Annotated in this window: 13 protein-coding genes; 2 read left to right on the top strand and 11 right to left on the bottom strand. The window is 41.8% G+C overall.

Annotation, left to right across the window (positions count from 1 at the left end):
- Both TPSD3_RS12135 and malQ read right to left on the bottom strand, forming a co-directional pair.
- On the bottom strand, nucleotides 1–767 hold a 767-nt coding region (locus TPSD3_RS12135), incomplete at its 3' end, for a hypothetical protein (protein ID WP_140048549.1).
- A 354-nt stretch (nucleotides 768–1121) separates the two neighbouring features.
- Entirely contained in the window at nucleotides 1122–2393 is a 1272-nt protein-coding gene (gene malQ, locus TPSD3_RS12130; protein WP_280938402.1) for a 4-alpha-glucanotransferase, read from the bottom strand.
- A gap of 45 nt (nucleotides 2394–2438) precedes the next feature.
- On the opposite strand from malQ, the gene TPSD3_RS12125 reads away from it, so the two are divergent.
- Nucleotides 2439–3470: an IS630 family transposase gene (locus TPSD3_RS12125; protein WP_086486662.1), complete on the top strand. Its 1032-nt coding sequence runs from the start codon at nucleotides 2439–2441 to the stop codon at nucleotides 3468–3470.
- Between the two features lie 32 nt (nucleotides 3471–3502).
- Here TPSD3_RS12125 and TPSD3_RS12120 read toward each other — a convergent pair whose 3' ends face one another.
- Entirely contained in the window at nucleotides 3503–3964 is a 462-nt protein-coding gene (locus TPSD3_RS12120) for a 4-alpha-glucanotransferase (protein ID WP_245391592.1), read from the bottom strand.
- A gap of 276 nt (nucleotides 3965–4240) precedes the next feature.
- Nucleotides 4241–4669 carry a PH domain-containing protein gene (locus tag TPSD3_RS12115; RefSeq protein WP_176329862.1) on the bottom strand — a complete coding sequence of 143 codons (429 nt, stop codon included), beginning with the start codon at nucleotides 4667–4669 and terminating at the stop codon, nucleotides 4241–4243.
- 367 nt (nucleotides 4670–5036) lie between these two features.
- On the opposite strand from TPSD3_RS12115, the gene TPSD3_RS12110 reads away from it, so the two are divergent.
- Nucleotides 5037–7889 carry a class I SAM-dependent DNA methyltransferase gene (locus TPSD3_RS12110; RefSeq protein ID WP_086488791.1) on the top strand — a complete coding sequence of 951 codons (2853 nt, stop codon included), beginning with the start codon at nucleotides 5037–5039 and terminating at the stop codon, nucleotides 7887–7889.
- Nucleotides 7890–7912: 23 nt separating this feature from the next.
- Here TPSD3_RS12110 and TPSD3_RS12105 read toward each other — a convergent pair whose 3' ends face one another.
- The 7 genes from TPSD3_RS12105 to argC form a co-directional block, all read right to left on the bottom strand.
- A complete protein-coding gene (locus TPSD3_RS12105; protein WP_176329861.1) occupies nucleotides 7913–9088 on the bottom strand; it encodes a glycosyltransferase family 2 protein in 1176 nt (391 codons plus the stop codon).
- 22 nt (nucleotides 9089–9110) lie between these two features.
- The gene (gene cysM, locus TPSD3_RS12100; protein ID WP_086488789.1) at nucleotides 9111–10004 is read right to left on the bottom strand and encodes a cysteine synthase CysM; all 894 of its coding nucleotides are present in this window, start codon (nucleotides 10002–10004) and stop codon (nucleotides 9111–9113) included.
- 4 nt (nucleotides 10005–10008) lie between these two features.
- Nucleotides 10009–12270: a DNA topoisomerase IV subunit A gene (gene parC / locus TPSD3_RS12095; protein WP_086488788.1), complete on the bottom strand. Its 2262-nt coding sequence runs from the start codon at nucleotides 12268–12270 to the stop codon at nucleotides 10009–10011.
- 92 nt (nucleotides 12271–12362) lie between these two features.
- Nucleotides 12363–12773: a PilZ domain-containing protein gene (locus tag TPSD3_RS12090; protein WP_086488787.1), complete on the bottom strand. Its 411-nt coding sequence runs from the start codon at nucleotides 12771–12773 to the stop codon at nucleotides 12363–12365.
- Between the two features lie 77 nt (nucleotides 12774–12850).
- Nucleotides 12851–13480 carry an OmpA family protein gene (locus TPSD3_RS12085; RefSeq protein ID WP_086488786.1) on the bottom strand — a complete coding sequence of 210 codons (630 nt, stop codon included), beginning with the start codon at nucleotides 13478–13480 and terminating at the stop codon, nucleotides 12851–12853.
- Between the two features lie 21 nt (nucleotides 13481–13501).
- Nucleotides 13502–13957, bottom strand: coding sequence for a bactofilin family protein (locus tag TPSD3_RS12080; protein WP_245391591.1), 456 nt, complete (start codon nucleotides 13955–13957; stop codon nucleotides 13502–13504).
- Between the two features lie 45 nt (nucleotides 13958–14002).
- Nucleotides 14003–15040, bottom strand: a complete 1038-nt coding sequence (argC, locus tag TPSD3_RS12075; protein WP_086488785.1) for an N-acetyl-gamma-glutamyl-phosphate reductase — start codon at nucleotides 15038–15040, stop codon at nucleotides 14003–14005.
- Nucleotides 15041–15275: the final 235 nt, after the last annotated feature.

Genomic DNA, 15275 nt, shown 5'->3' with positions numbered 1-15275 from the left:
CTATCAATGTACTCAATATTCATAACCTCACCATTAACACCCTTAACTTTAACGTCATCAAGAATCTCATAAGGATAAATGTTTGTATTTGTAAGTTTACTACACTTAATACAGGTTCTCAGTTTTGCATAATCTTCTCTAGTTATAATGTAAATTTCATTGAATTGGGCTAATTGTTCAGTTAATCCACCAAATATTTGGCAATTTTGGCATTCGATAAAAATATTGTGACTAATTTTTGTTACTACTATTAACAAAGCGAAGAAAACAATCAGGATGAACCAAGAAAAAACCACCCAAAAGACAATATCTCCTCCCACTTTTTGGATTATAAGGAGAAAGCTTGTAATACCTAAAAATTCTATAGGTAAAACAAACATAAACGGAACTAGTGTAACCAACATATTGATAAATTTTAGAAAACCAGTTAGAGACATGCTGCCATGCTTCCCTACAGATTGATTTGTTTTCCTTGGATCAACAATTGGTTTAACAAGTACGTAATATGAAATTATTGTTAATACAGTAAAAAATAAAACCGAAATGGAGTAGATGATAATAAAAAAGTCAGGCTTATTACCTGTAAGGGCAAATGATGCAAGAGAAATAAAGGCAAGCAGCCACATGTAAACTACATATCCAAAGTGCAAAAATTCTCTGACATCCTCATTGACAGAGGACATGGTTTTTTTAGAAAAATCAGCTCCAACTTTCGGTATACTAAGGAAAAAAGAAAATACATATTTATGCAATTTAGCAACAAACATCGCGTAACTCCGTATAAACCACATCAATTAAACAAACTTTACTTAAGTCAGAATTTCTCAAGATTAACAAATTAGACTGACCCCTATTTGTCAGAGGATAGGGAATTAACATGCTTAATCTTGGGTTCTTCGAAATGCACCTTACTGTTTGCCAGTTTACTATTTCCACTCGATTTACAGGGTTGTGGCTTTGGATCTTTCGGACTAGATGTTTTTGGATTGCCACTCCAATCATTTGGGCATGGGGGGCTAGACGGGTTTGGGTTGTTATCAGCAAAAACAGTACCAATACCAACACAGAAAAAAATTGCAAACAACCCTGTCCTCAGTATCATCAGCAAAAAACTTCGATCTTTACACACACCCAACCCGCCCATATTTTTCTGAAAGTTTCAAAAGTTTTAGTTTAATCTCCGGTGTGATTTGCCCCCAATCGAAACGCCACCGCCAGTTACGCCATTTTGACACACCCGGTATGTTCATTCGGTTTTCATTCCCTTCCAGTTCTAAAATATCTTGCATGGGTAAGATAACGAGTTTGGCTGGAGAAGCATACAACCTGTCAATAATTCGGTGTAAAGTATCCCGACAAGTAACATCAGTTGCAAGGTCAAGATAACGCAACATATTGATTTTTCTGGTTTGTTTTTCTAGCAGAGCAAAACGCTTTAGCCATTCCATTGTCGTTTGGCTGTCATGTGTCCCGGTATAAACAACATCAGAAGCATGGTGCTGGTGGGGATAATGAGGGTTGCCCATGTCCAAATCAAAAGCAAGTTGCAATACTTTGATCTCAGGTAAATTTGATTTTCTCAATAGAATATCTGTTTTTTCTGCATCAAGTCCTGGTGCTTGAATATTTTCTGCGACCAGAGTAGAACGTTGTCCTTGTTGGTTGTTGAGCATGGAAAACAGCAACATATCAGGAGTATCTTCCCAATGTCCCTCTTCCGTGAGACAATGGGCATAATCATCAGAACGAGGAACTGCCCAGCATTCTCTGTAGCCGCGAAAATGGGTAAGGCGAACAATATCGAATAGCCGACTCATTGTATTTAACCGCTCACGCCACCATGAAAATCCAGATTCTTGTAGAGTTTCCCAGTTGTAAAGCGGATTGCCCCAGCATTGCCCCTTGTTTGGACGGGCATAGTCATTCTGTGGTGGAGAACCTGCGACAAACTTTGCCCGTCCCTCCTCATCGGTAAGAAAATAGTCGCGTTTTGACCACATCTCCACACTGTCTTCAGCCACAAAAAAAGGCATGTCACCAAATAACTGCACACCTTTCTGACTGGCATAATCCCTAACTTCTTGCCATTGCTCAAAAAATACAAATTGCTCAAAACAATAAAATCTGATTTCCTGAGCATAATGGTCACGAGCATGTGCAATGGCATTAGATTCGTAGTTACGCAAACCTAAATTACGCCATGTCCACCATGGACCCATTTCTGCGTGGCGAATAGCACGAAACAAGGCGTAGTCATCCAACCAAAATTGGTTTTTTTCAATAAAGTCCTCGAAATTCAGCAGAACACCGTGTTTGGCAGACTGTTTGAATCCTTCAAAAGCCTCTCTAAGCGCAGATCGGCGATATTTTGCCACTTCGTTGATATATACCAATTTTTTCAGAGTCGTATAATAATACTTTTCAAATAGGAGAGAATAATGAACAAAAGATATGAAGATTTAGAAGAATTAATGTCAACAGGTGAAGCGAGAGAAGTGAAGCGAGCGATGGCAGTAAGAATGTCTTTGCTTGGTTTTGTGCGTGCGGAAGCGGCTTTAGCGTGTTGTGTCAGTGTGCAATTTGTGGATAAATGGAAAGCCATTTATTTAGCGTCAGGGGTTGAAGGATTAAAGTTAGCGTATAAAGGCTCACCAGGGTATTTAAAGCCGCGTGAACGAGAAGATGTGATTAATTGGATACAAGAAAAGAAGACAATAACAATAGAGGAACTAAAGAGATACTTAAAAGAGGAGTATGATGTTTTCTATTCTTCAAATACTTCTTATACTAAATTATTAGAAGAAGCGAATTTAAGTTATAAGAAGACACACAAAGAGAATTCGGCAAAAGATGAGGTAAAAGTGGAAGCTAAAAAAAAAGAGATTAAGGATTTAATAGATAAGGAGCGTGAACAGATAGAAAGTGGAGAGGTAATGTACTGGATGCAAGACGAAAGCCATCAGTTGTGGGGAGATATTTGTGGTTATGTTTGGTCGAAAAAAGGAGAAAGAACGTCAATAAAGATGAGTAATTATCGCACTTCTCAAACGTGGTATGGAGCGGTGAATATTTATACGGGAGAATTTATTTTAGATAGGGCAAAGAAAGCTGATACAAAATATACGATAGACTTTATTAACTGGCTCATTTACAGATATAAAGAAGCCCGTCATGTGATTATTTGGGATGGTGCAAGTTATCATCGTTCTGAAGGTTTAAGAACTTATTTAGAGAAATTAAATGGGGGACTTCCAGAATCAGAATGGAAAGTCCGTTTATTAAGATTTGCACCTAATGCCCCAGAGCAAAATCCAGTCGAGGATATTTGGCTTCAAGGTAAGAATTGGGTCAGAAAGAATTTTCATCGCCTATCAAGCTTTAAAGAAGTCACTAGTATGTTTGAGACCTTTTTGTCAGGTAAAGTGTTTAAGTTTAATAAAATTAAACAGTATCTTATACCTAATATCTAGGTAGATATTAAAACTTAATTTGTTTTTATATCTCACATAATTTTGGTATAGGATGAACTTGTATGGGAAAGTGTTTCAAGTGAATCAGGTTTTTTAGGCAAACGAGACAACCATCCCTTGCCCATTAACCACTCTAAATTAATCAGGGCAGGATTCCCTGCATGGACACACTGTGGTTGATAGGGAGAAAGGAGATTACGTTGGGGATAACCGATGGGGAGATATTGTGGAGGATGAATAGGCAACATTTGCCACACAGACAATCCACATTCTTTCATAAAATCAATGAAATCGTATGCTTCATTGTGCAAATCACCACTACCCAATGTGATTGGTAGAGAGGTAATGTGCAGCAGAACGCCTGCTCGTCGATCAGGAATAACTGGACAAGGTGGGGCTTGTCTTCTAAGTGTTTCATTGTCTTGCTCTAACCGCCGAATATAATTCCGTTGAGCAGGAGTCAAAGAGTCAAAATCTGGGCATGTTCCTCTCACTTTGGTTTCTCCACATGATTGCCAGATCAAAAATACTTTTGTGGGGGTAAAAACAAGACACATTCCCTGTTATTCAGGGATTACGATATAACTTTCTGCGATCTATTTTGTGTATCTGTTTTACGATTAGTTATAGTGTAATTAAAAATAAACCATTTGTACAGAAAATTAACAAATATAATCCATAAAAAATTAATATGGATTTTTGAAAAAAATTAAAATAACATTAATGATAACTAATTTTTAAGTTAAAAAATCTCATCCCTGAGAAGTTTTTTATTCCTTAGATAAAGGACAATGACCCCCTATAGCATTAGCATCTTTGCATTGCACATAATGCCATTGTAACCACTCGCGTTCTTTTGCTTTTAATAAGCAGTACATTTTTTCAGCTTCTCTTCTGGTAATGCCTTCTAATACCCAAGGCGTGGCTAAGGGTTTATTAGTTTCCCCATTGATGTTGTGATGCTTGATGAATTTCAACTCGAGAGTCGCACTAAAGAAACTCTTTGTTAAATGCACAGATGCCAGTTGACTCCAGTATTTATCGCTGTATTCAGAAACTTGAAAAAACGTAGAATGCAGCAAAATAGCCCGCTGAGAAGTCACTACTAAAGTCTGACTTTTCCAAAAACCATCATCCGTAATATAATCTTCCAGATTTTCGCCTTGAACCAACCAGGCTTGAATTGTGTTTTCATCCACATTGTGTCTCCAATAGTTGATAAAACCAAATTTATGACAGAGTTACTGCTGTCTTTTTGTGATCATTTGCTGCGCAAAGCCGCAATTTTAGGCCACAAAAAACATGATCCATTTCCATGCAGACCTTTATGGATCATTGGGTTAAAATTAAAGTGGAGAGTAATATTGGAATTAGTGCCTACATTGACGTACTGTTGCGGACAGTTTTTGTATGTTATTTTTTCGCAAAAATAACAAAAACCACACAATAGTCATGATTTGTAGTGTAGTTTACGTTTTTGAATTTGGCAATATTGATCTTGGAATTTGAATCACTTCATTTTGCTATAATGATTTACAATTGGCCTTTCCCAAAAAAGGACACCCCATGACCCCCCAAGCTTTCATCGAAAAATGGCAGGCCGCACAATTACGAGAGCGTGCCTCGGTACAAGAGCATTTTATTGATTTATGTCGCTTAATCGGCGAGCCGACTCCCGCCGAAGCAGACCCTGATGGCACGTGGTTTACTTTTGAACGCGGCGCAAATAAAACCACTGGCGGAAAAGGCTGGGCGGATGTCTGGCGACGCGGTTGTTTTGGTTGGGAATATAAAAGTAAAGGGAAAGATTTAACCAAAGCCTTCGCCCAATTACAACAATATGCCATTGCTTTAGAAAATCCACCTTTATTAGTCGTGTCCGATATTGATCAGATTATTATTCACACGAATTTCACCAATACCGTTGCCGAAATTCACACCCTTACTTTAGCCGATATTGCCACGGAAAAAGGGTTAAAATATCTGCGTTGGTTATTTCAAAGTCCTGAGCAATTTAAACCCGGTAAAACTTGTGAAGATGTCACGAAAGAAGTGGCCGCGCAATTTGTGGAATTAGCGTATCAATTACGTGAACGCGGTTATGAATCGCAGCGTGTGGCGCATTTTATTAATAAATTAATTTTTTGCTTATTTGCTGAAGATATTGGCATTTTACCGCCTGATTTATTTACTCGTCTTTTAACCCAAGGTGAGCGTAGGCCAGCAAGTTTTGAAAGCATGTGTGGACAATTATTTACTGCCATGCAAAAAGGGGGATTGTTTGGTTTTGAAATAATTGAATGGTTTAATGGCGGTTTATTTAATGATGCCGATGTGATTCCTTTAAAACGTCAAGAATTAAAATTAGCCGTGGATGCAACAAAACAAGATTGGAGTCATATTGAACCCGCTATTTTCGGCACTTTATTTGAACGTGGATTAGACCCCGATAAACGCTCACAATTAGGCGCGCATTATACGGATTCTCAAGCTATTATGCGGCTGATTGAACCTGTTATTTTAACGCCATTACGCACGCATTGGGATACTTTAAAAAATGAATTGGCTCATTTAATGGATAAAGCCAATCATTCCAAAAGAAAAACAGAAGCCAATAACGCAGTAAATAACGCTAAAACTTTATTTACTGAATTCTTACAAATGTTGCGTTCTTTGCGCATATTAGACCCTGCTTGTGGATCGGGAAATTTTTTATATTTGGCTTTATTAGGACTTAAAGATTTAGAACATCAAGCCTTAATTGAAGCCGAAGCATTAGGCCTGCCTAAGCAATTTCCTGATGTCGGGCCGCAGCAATTTTTAGGTATTGAATTAAGCACTTACGCCGCAGAATTAGCACGGGTTACGGTTTGGATTGGGCATATTCAATGGATGATTCAACATGGTTATAATATTAAACGCGATCCGATTTTAGAACCACTTTTTACCATTGAATGCCGCGATGCTTTATTAACCCCAACAGGAGAATGGGCGAATTGGCCAGATGCGGATTTTATTGTGGGAAATCCACCGTTTTTGGGTAATAAACGTTTATTGTCCGAATTAGGCGAGGACTATGTCACGGCATTGCGGGCGGCTTATCACGGAAAAGTGTCTGATGGGGCGGATTTGGTGATGTATTGGTTTGTGCGAGCGGGAGAGCAATTGAAAGCAGGGAAAACGCAAGCCGTCGGTTTTGTTTCGACGAATTCAATTCGCGGCGGTGCGAATCGCAAAGCCTTACAATTCGCTATAGAAGGCAATAAAATTTTCTCCGCTTGGAGTGATGAAGAATGGGTGAATGAAGGCGCGGCCGTGCGCGTATCTTTGGTGTGTTTTGGCGCGATTAAATCGCCTTTTTCTGCTGTGTTAAATGGGCAAATCGTCAGTGAAATTTATGCGGATTTAACTGCGCCTTCTAATGAGCATAATTTGGATTTAACCAAAGCCAAAAGATTAAAAGAAAATATCGGATTTGACTTTATGGGAGTGGCAAGAGTAGGCGATTTTGATATTGCTGGAGATTTGGCAAGAGAATGGCTTAAATTACCTAAAAATCCTAATGGAAAACCCAATAGCGATGTGTTAAAACCATTAACTAATGCAAAATCTATTACAGATAGAGCATTGGATAAATGGGTTATTGATTTTGTAGATATGACAGAAAGAGAAGCAGCTCTTTATGAAGCTCCTTTTGAATATATTTTTGAACGTGTTAAACCTTTTCGAGAAAAAAATAAAAGAAAGGTTTATAAAGAACTATGGTGGATACACGCAGAATCAAGACCAGCAATGAGAAAAGCCTATAAAAGTATTTCTCGTTATATTGCCACACCAAGAACAGCAAAATATCGCCTTTTTGTTTGGTTAAGCACCAGTATATTACCCGACACCGCGGTAATTTCAATTGCAAAAGATGATGATGTCACTTTTGGCATTTTACATTCTCGTTTTCATGAAATATGGTCATTGCGAATGGGAACAAGTTTGGAAGATCGTCCTCGCTACACCCACACAACGACTTTTGAAACCTTCCCTTTTCCCGAAGGATTAACGCCCAATATTCCCGCAAATGAATACGCAAATAATCCGCACGCTCAAGCGATAGCCGAAGCAGCGCGTTATTTAGACCAATTGCGTCAACAGTGGTTAAATCCCGAAGAGTTGATTACGCGGCAACCCGAAGTCGTCGCGGGCTATCCCGACCGTATTTTGCCAAAAGACGAGGCCGCCGCTCACGTTTTAAAACAACGTACTTTAACTCATCTTTATAATCAACGCCCAAAATGGCTTATTCACGCGCATCAAGAATTAGATCGTGCTGTGGCTAAAGCCTACGGTTGGGATAATCATCAATTGAGTGATGAAGAGGCGTTAATGCGGTTATTTCGCTTGAATAGGGAGCGAGAAGAGGCATAAAAAAAAACACCAAAAAAATCATATCACCCCCGTTCCGTCCGAATCCAAGCGGCTTTTTTACGGGCGGTTTGCAACACGCGGGGCAATAAAGCCAATTTCCATAAAATATAAAATGGCACTAGAGCTAAAATAAGCACATCACGCCAATTCCCCCCGCCTACCATAATTCCCGCCAACACATGAAACGCCACCAATAACAAAGCAAATAATGCATAATAAAAGGCAAAAGAAAACGGCAACAATAATAATATCAATAACAACATCGTATGCCATGCCAAAGGCAATAATAACAGCTCTAATAACGGTTCTAATAAAGCGTGTTGCTTATCTCGAATCACGGCATAAATTAAGGTCGGAATAAATTCCCGCATCATGCGAAAACGCCCCCCTTCCCAACGGGCGCGTTGTGTTTTTGCGCCGTGGCCGCCAGTGGGCATATCGCCATATACCGCGGTTTCGGCTAAAAAAATCACCCGTTTACCCGCACGCACCAACGCCAAATGGTATTCTAAATCCTCCACCACAGAGCGAGCCGTATAAGGCACAGTCTGCAAAGTGGTCATCGTCACCCCCCAACCATTTCCCGCAATCCCCACAGAACTGCCCCAAAATGCCCGCCCCCGCATACGCAACACATTAAACGCCATCAACGCCACATTCATTAAACGACTGCGCATTGAGCGTTCGGGCTGATTTACCGTATAACGACACTGCACCGCATCCGCACCCGACGCAAACGCCTGTTCACTGATCACCAAAAACTGACGATCCACCACCGTATCCGCATCGACCACCAACACCGCTTGTTGTGCGGCTTCGTGGGCTAAACGTGTAAAAGCCATCGCCAACGCATAACCTTTGCCGCGTAACTGCTCATCAGTTCGCTCCCAGACTTCAGCTCCCGCACGGCGGGCTTGTTCAGCCGTGTCATCGGTGCAATTGTCAGCAATGACAATCAAACGCCACGGCGCACGCGGCGACTCACACGCCTGTAAATGGCGCACTGTAGTTGCAATACTCGCCGATTCATTGTGTGCGGGAACGATCACGGCTAATGGCACGGCCTTATCGGTTATGGGCAAACGTCGCGCTGGAAATAATCCCCCGATAGTCCAAAACAATAAAGCCAATGTTCCCGGTAACGTTATCGCCACCAATCCGATTGCCAATATCGCCAACATTAGGCTAAACCACAGCATTTTTTACTCTCTTTTTTCTCAATTAATTCGCAGGAAAAACACCCGTCGATAAATAACGATCTCCCCGATCACAAATAATGCACACAATAATGGCATCATTCACTTCTATGGATAATTGCAACGCCGCGGCCACCGATCCTCCCGAAGAAATCCCCGCAAAAATCCCCTCCCGACGGGCCAATAAGCGCGTGGTTTCTTCTGCACTCGCTTGATCCACATCAATAATCCGATCCACCGCGCTGGGATCGTAAATTTTTGGCAAATACTCCACTGGCCAACGTCGAATGCCGGGGATACTCGCGCCTTCACTGGGTTGTACGCCAACAATTTGAATGGCTGAATTTTGCGCTTTTAAATAACGCGACGTTCCCATAATCGTTCCCGTCGTTCCCATGCTGGAGACAAAATGAGTTACTTTACCTGCGGTATCTTGCCAAATTTCCTCGCCTGTTCCACGATAATGTGCCAAGGGATTATCCATATTATCGAATTGATTCAAAACCTTACCCACACCTTCTCGCTCTAATTTAAACGCCAAATCTCGTGCGCCTTCCATGCTTTCGGCTTTGGTGACTAAGCGAATTTCCGCGCCATAAGCGGCCATCGACATGCGACGTTCTACGCTCATATTGTCGGGCATAATTAAAATTAAACGATAACCTTTGATGGCTGCGGCCATGGCTAAGGCAATTCCTGTATTTCCGCTGGTGGCTTCAATCAAAGTGTCACCGGGGCGAATGCTACCGCGTCTTTCAGCCTCAACAATCATGCTTAATGCAGGACGATCTTTGACCGATCCCGCGGGATTATTGCCTTCCAATTTGGCCAGAATAATATTACTGGTGTCGCCCGGTAAACGCTGTAAACGCACCAACGGCGTATGGCCGATAAAGGCTTCAATGGTCGGAAAATCCATATTTTTATCCTGTCACGTGAGCGGTAGTGATTGGCACAATCTCTACGCGATTAATGTGTTGAAATCCACGCGGCAATTTATGCCCACGTTGTTCCCGCTTGCTGGTAAAACTTTTTATTTCGTCTACTTTTAAAGTCAAATGACGATGTTCTGAATGCAGAATAATCTGTTCAATGTGCGTTAAGGGAAAGGCTTTTAAAATAGCCACATATTCCTCTGCATTTTTACTGGGAATATTAAGCAGTTTCACGCCTTTTCCTTTTGGCAATAACGGCAATTCATCTAATGCAACAATACTCATATAACCCGCACTGGTAATGACCAGATAATGGGTCATTTGCGGCGTTAATAATAAAGGTGGCCATAAATGGGAATCTTCAGGCAGATTAAAAATCGCTTTACCTGCTTTATTTTTCGACAATAAATCAGCCGTATTGATCATAAAACCAAAACCAGAACTACTGGCTAATAACCAATCACTATTTGCATCACTTAATAACACGTAAAGAAATTGTCGATTCGCAGGTAAAGTAAAGCGACTGGTTAAAGGCTCACCCAAACCCCGCGCCGACGGTAATAAATTGGCTAATGTGGAATAAGCCCGGCCGCTGTCATCAAGAAAAATAGCCTGTTGATTGCTATAACCGCGAGCGGCATGGCTGAGACCATCTCCTGCGCGATAATTGACGTTATTGGGATCAATATCATGTCCTTTTGCGGCACGCACCCAACCTTTATTAGACAAAATAACCGTGATCGGTTCGGCGGGCGTTAAACTTTGACTGTCTAACACTTGCGCTTGCTGGCGTTTCACCAAAGGCGAACGACGCGCATCACCAAACGTTTTCGCATCTTGTCGCAATTCATCAATAATTAAATCGCGCAAACGGTGATCAGAGTGCAAAATAGCCGTTAATGTTTCACTTTCTTGGGTTAATTGATCTTGTTCCGTGCGCAATTGCGTTTCTTCTAATTTTGCCAATTGGCGCAAACGCAATTCTAAAATCGCATCGGCTTGAATCTCACTGAGATGAAAACGCGCCATTAATTCCATTTTCGGCTTATCGGCTTCTCGAATAATGGCAATGACCGCATCAATATTGAGATAGGCAATCAGTAAGCCTTGTAAAATATGCAGCCGCTTGGTGATTTTATCCAAACGATACGATAAACGACGTTTAACCGTTTCTCGTCTAAATACCAACCATTCACTGAGTAATTGTTGTAAATTTTTAACTTGTGGCCGGCCATCTAAACCGATAATATTTAAATTCACCCGATAACTGCGTTCTAAATCAGTCGTGGCGAATAAATGCGCCATTAAGCTGTCAATTTCGACTTTATTCGAGCGCAATTCTAAAACTAAACGCACAGGATTCTCATGATCCGATTCGTCGCGTACATCTTCAACCATAGGCAATTTTTTAGCCGTCATTTGGGCAGCAATTTGCGTAATGACTTTAGCCCCTGAGGTTTGATAAGGTAATGCGGTAATAATAATGTCATTATTTTCGCTTAAATATAAAGCCCGCATCCGAATAGAACCATGACCCGTGTGATAAATTTTCTCAATGTCTTCGGCAGGCGTAATAATTTCTGCTTCGGTAGGAAAATCAGGCGCACGCAAAATCTGACACAAATCACTGACACTGGCTTCTGGGTGTTGTAATAAATAAATACACGCTTCCACCACTTCGTTGAGATGATGCGGTGGAATATCCGTTGCCATTCCCACCGCAATACCCGACGCGCCGTTGAGTAAAATATTCGGTAAACGCGCAGGTAACACTAAAGGTTCAGACAAGGTCCCGTCAAAATTCGCCCCCCAATCGACCGTACCTTGTTCCAATTCGTCTAACAAAAGTTGGCTAAATGGAGACAAACGTGCTTCAGTATAACGCATGGCCGCAAAAGATTTGGGATCGTCCAGCGATCCCCAATTGCCTTGACCATCAACCAAAGGATAGCGATAAGAAAAAGGCTGCGCCATCAATACCATCGCTTCATAACAGGCACTGTCGCCATGTGGATGATATTTACCGAGAACATCACCAATCGTTCGGGCAGATTTCTTATATTTATTGCTGGCACTTAAACCCAATTCAGACATGGCATACACAATACGCCGTTGTACAGGTTTCAAGCCATCCCCAATGTGCGGCAAAGCCCGATCAAGAATGACATACATAGCGTAATCTAAATACGCTTGTTCGGTGAAATGGTGCAGCGGTTGTCGTTCAATATCGTGTTCAAGTTCAAGTTGCATAATCGTTAGAAAATAAATCGCAATAAAAAAATAGTGTTATCGTCGGGGAGAATGAATTTATATCACAATTAAATCCACAGAAAATCAATCCATCACTTCTCACTATTCACCACACATTCTTCCTCAGTTGGATGACAAGCCACTCGATGCACGTCCACAGATGCGTCAAAACCAATAAAATCGCCAATTTTCTGAATTAAAGGCAAATCAGTAGGGTCTAATTGTAAAAATTCGCAGCCAATACAACTGAGACGAGGATTTAAATTAGGCTGTATCCAACGCACTTGAATCGTGGCTTTAATACAAAGCTGATTAAATTCATCATTCTGCGGTAAACGAATCGCAATCTCTAAGGTGTCTCCCACCTGAAAAGTCTGGAGCGCAACAAACATCATGCCTCGCGCAGAAATATCCCCCAAATGCCCCAGTAATTCGTGAGAAGGCAAAGCCAATACGTCCAAGTATAACACCAAAGGTTTACGCTGACACTGTCTGCTATACATTTTATGTCTCCCTGATGCGTGCCATGTCTATTTCATCAATGCAGCGCGTTTTTTTAAAGCACTTTTTAAAAAGCAACTTAACGAAGTTGTTCAAATAATCGCCGTTGTTCTTCACAGGTGCCCGCAATGGGTAAAGATTCGCCCGTGACGGCATTGGATAAATCGGGAGAATAGCCCGCAGGAAAAAAAGCCAAATCCACACGGCGATTACGTTGCCGATCTTCGGGACACGCATTACTCCCTGTTGGGCGTTGCTCACCAAAAGCGCGTGTGACAATACGGTGAGAAGGGATGCCTTTGCGTTGCAAGAAATCAGAAACGGTTTTCATTCGTCTTTCACTGAGACGACGATTGTAAGCGGCATCACCTGTATTATCAGCATGTCCGGTGATCAAAATATTGATGTCTGGGTAACGCTGTAGCGTATCCACAAGACCTTGTAAAGTGGGATGAAAACGTTTTTCCAAATGCGCCTTGTTGAAGGGAAACAACACCGCATCCTGCCACCCCCAACGCAAGCCTTGTGGTGGGTTGGGATAAACCTGTGTCGGATTCGTCACCGCGGGCGATGGAGTCACCACAGGTTGTACCACAGGGACAGGATTGGGCGCGCTGGAATAATTCGGATAACGTTGTACGGGTTGAGTCGTACAAGCGGAAATGCCAATAAATCCCAGTACCCAAAAAACACGATGCGATCCTTTCATAACAAGTATTCCTCTTTAGTCTTACTTAGATTGTGCGTCGGGATGGGCAAATTGTTCTGGATTGACGGCTTCGGGAATTGAGCTGGCTGCGGTGGGTAATTGCCCGCGGTGTTTTTCCGCAGAATAATGTACTAAACTGCCATTTACTTCCGCGCCCATTGCCATTTCAATTAAGTTATAATAAACATTACCTTTAATGCGCGCATTAACCGCCAATTCTAAATGTTCCATCACATAAACATCACCCACAATTTGACCATTTAAAATCGCATTGTCGGTGCGAACATTGCCTTCAATACAACCATCCACACTCAAAGTCAGAATGCACTGACACCCTTCTTTGCCCAAAACATTCCCCTTAATCCGACCATCTACGTGTAACCCACCTTCAAAGTAAATATTACCGTTCACTTCGGTTTCTTTAGCGATCAGAGAATTAATGGTTGTTTTTTTCTCTTTAGTGTTGCGTCCCCACATTATCGTCATTACTCCTAGCTAATGTTACATCATGAGGCGATTTAATTATGGCAATAATCCCACGTGATTTAAACCTGATTTTTCAGGAAAACCAAGCATAATATTCATATTTTGAATGGCTTGTCCGGCCGCGCCTTTCACCAAATTGTCGATGACACTGAGGATTACGAGTTGTTTACCTTGTTGGGGGCGATGCACGGCTAATTGACATCGGTTTGTCCCCCGAACGCTGCGTGTTTCTGGATGTCCCGCAAACGGCAATACGTCTATAAAAGCCTCGTCCGCATAACGCTGTGTGAATACTTCTTGTAATTCTTCATTGGAGACTTCTTTCACTAAAGTCGCATACAAAGTGGCGTGAATGCCGCGAATCATCGGCAATAAATGTGGCACAAAAGTCAAGTGAACAGGGCGATCCACCACACGATTCAATTCTTGACAAATTTCAGGTAAATGTCGGTGTCCATGCACGTTATAGGCCTTAAAACTTTCGCCCACTTCGCCCATCAACATGCCCACACTGGCTTTACGTCCAGCACCGCTTACGCCTGATTTGGCATCGGCGATTAGGCTGTCTGTATCGACCAAACCCGCTGACAGTAAAGGCAATAATCCCAATTGCACGGCTGTGGGATAACAGCCCGGGTTTGCCACGACACGCGCTTGGGCAATGGCTTCGCGGTGCCATTCTGGCAAGCCATACACGGCTTCGCTTAATAATTCGGGACAAGTGTGCGGTATCTCGTACCATTTTTGCCAACTATGGGGGTCTTGCAAACGAAAATCAGCCGCCAAGTCAATCACCCGCACACCCGCCGCGAGTAAATCAGGCGTTAATTGCATGGCTGTGCCGTTTGGTGTGGCAAAAAAAACCAAATCACAAGCACTTAACTGTTCTAAATTCGGCTCGGTAAAAGAAAGATCGAGGTGTCCGCGTAAATTCGGATATAAATCAGCAATGCGTGTACCCGCTTCGGCGCGAGAAGTCACCGCATGAAGCTGTACATGGGGATGTCCCACTAATAAGCGCAGCAATTCTACGCCCGTGTAACCAGTGCCACCGACAATACCTATCTTAGTCATAAAAATAATTACTCTTTACGCATTGGGTTGGGTTAAAAAAAGTTTTTACAGGGTTTTTATGCCATTGTGCATAGCAAAATCAACGTTATTCTAACATTTTTCCTTTTGTGTGAATCAGGATTCCTCTGTTCAGCGTGGTGATTGGGTATTAATATGCAGGGCTTGACTAAAAAACACCTTGTTCAAATAGTATTCAATCGCTACACTTTGAAATTTTTTCCAAGCAGTCTTTAGG

The sequence above is a fragment of the Thioflexithrix psekupsensis genome (assembly GCF_002149925.1).
GTDB classification, from domain to species: Bacteria; Pseudomonadota; Gammaproteobacteria; order Beggiatoales; family Beggiatoaceae; genus Thioflexithrix; species Thioflexithrix psekupsensis.
The sequence above is the reverse complement of the archived record's forward strand: the minus strand, read 5'-3'. Positions and strand labels throughout refer to the sequence as shown.

Bases quoted from the DNA above. Each gene is read 5' to 3' on its own strand.
- TPSD3_RS12125 (WP_086486662.1), top strand. From the start codon at position 2,439: ATGAACAAAAGATATGAAGATTTAGAAGAATTAATGTCAACAGGTGAA.
- parC (WP_086488788.1), bottom strand. From the start codon at position 12,270: ATGCAACTTGAACTTGAACACGATATTGAACGACAACCGCTGCACCAT.
- TPSD3_RS12080 (WP_245391591.1), bottom strand. From the start codon at position 13,957: ATGTGGGGACGCAACACTAAAGAGAAAAAAACAACCATTAATTCTCTG.
- TPSD3_RS12105 (WP_176329861.1), bottom strand. From the start codon at position 9,088: ATGCTGTGGTTTAGCCTAATGTTGGCGATATTGGCAATCGGATTGGTG.
- TPSD3_RS12085 (WP_086488786.1), bottom strand. From the start codon at position 13,480: ATGAAAGGATCGCATCGTGTTTTTTGGGTACTGGGATTTATTGGCATT.
- TPSD3_RS12090 (WP_086488787.1), bottom strand. From the start codon at position 12,773: ATGTATAGCAGACAGTGTCAGCGTAAACCTTTGGTGTTATACTTGGAC.
- argC (WP_086488785.1), bottom strand. From the start codon at position 15,040: ATGACTAAGATAGGTATTGTCGGTGGCACTGGTTACACGGGCGTAGAA.
- cysM (WP_086488789.1), bottom strand. From the start codon at position 10,004: ATGGATTTTCCGACCATTGAAGCCTTTATCGGCCATACGCCGTTGGTG.
- TPSD3_RS12110 (WP_086488791.1), top strand. From the start codon at position 5,037: ATGACCCCCCAAGCTTTCATCGAAAAATGGCAGGCCGCACAATTACGA.